Genomic DNA, 756 nt, shown 5'->3' with positions numbered 1-756 from the left:
GGTCGAGATCGTCAGCATGGACATGTGGAACCCCTACCGGGCAGCGGTCAAGGCTGTGCTGCCCCAGGCCCGTATCGTGGTCGATAAATTCCATGTGGTGCGCATGGCCAACGATGCCCTAGAGAAAGTGCGCAAGGGCCTCAGAAAGGAGCTGAAACCGTCCCAGAGCCGGACTCTCAAGGGAGACCGGAAAATCCTGCTGAAACGCGCTCACGAAGTCTCAGACCGGGAGCGCCTCATCATGGAGACCTGGACAGGCGCGTTCCCGCAACTGCTGGCCGCCTACGAGCACAAGGAGCGCTTCTACGGCATCTGGGACGCCACCACACGGCTCCAGGCAGAAGCCGCCCTGGACGAGTGGATAGCCACCATCCCGAAGGGCCAAAAGGAAGTCTGGAGCGATCTGGTCAGGGCAGTGGGAAACTGGCGCGAAGAGACCATGACCTACTTCGAGACGGACATGCCCGTCACCAACGCTTACACGGAGTCCATCAACCGACTGGCCAAGGACAAGAACCGAGAAGGGCGCGGTTACTCCTTCGAGGTGATGCGGGCACGAATGCTCTACACCACGAAGCACAAGAAGAAGGCACCGACTGCGAAGGTCTCTCCTTTCTACAAGAAAACCATCGGTTACGGACTGCCGGACTTCGCAGAGGAACTCAACTACGGAGTCGATCTATCAACCATCTGAGGGTGGTATCAGATTGATGGGGTGAAGGTGCCCCATCAACCATTAAATCCGTATACCCAAAA

Annotated in this window: 1 pseudogene; it reads left to right on the top strand. The window is 57.8% G+C overall.

Going from position 1 to position 756, the window contains the following annotated elements:
* Positions 1–694, top strand: a pseudogene (locus tag P8H26_RS18055) (ISL3-like element ISPpu12 family transposase); the annotation flags it as partial.
* Positions 695–756: the final 62 nt, after the last annotated feature.

This window comes from Pseudochrobactrum sp. sp1633, from assembly GCF_030376605.1.
GTDB lineage: Bacteria > Pseudomonadota > Alphaproteobacteria > Rhizobiales > Rhizobiaceae > Pseudochrobactrum.
Note: the sequence above shows the minus strand (reverse complement) of the source record. Positions and strands in the feature narration are given on the sequence as shown.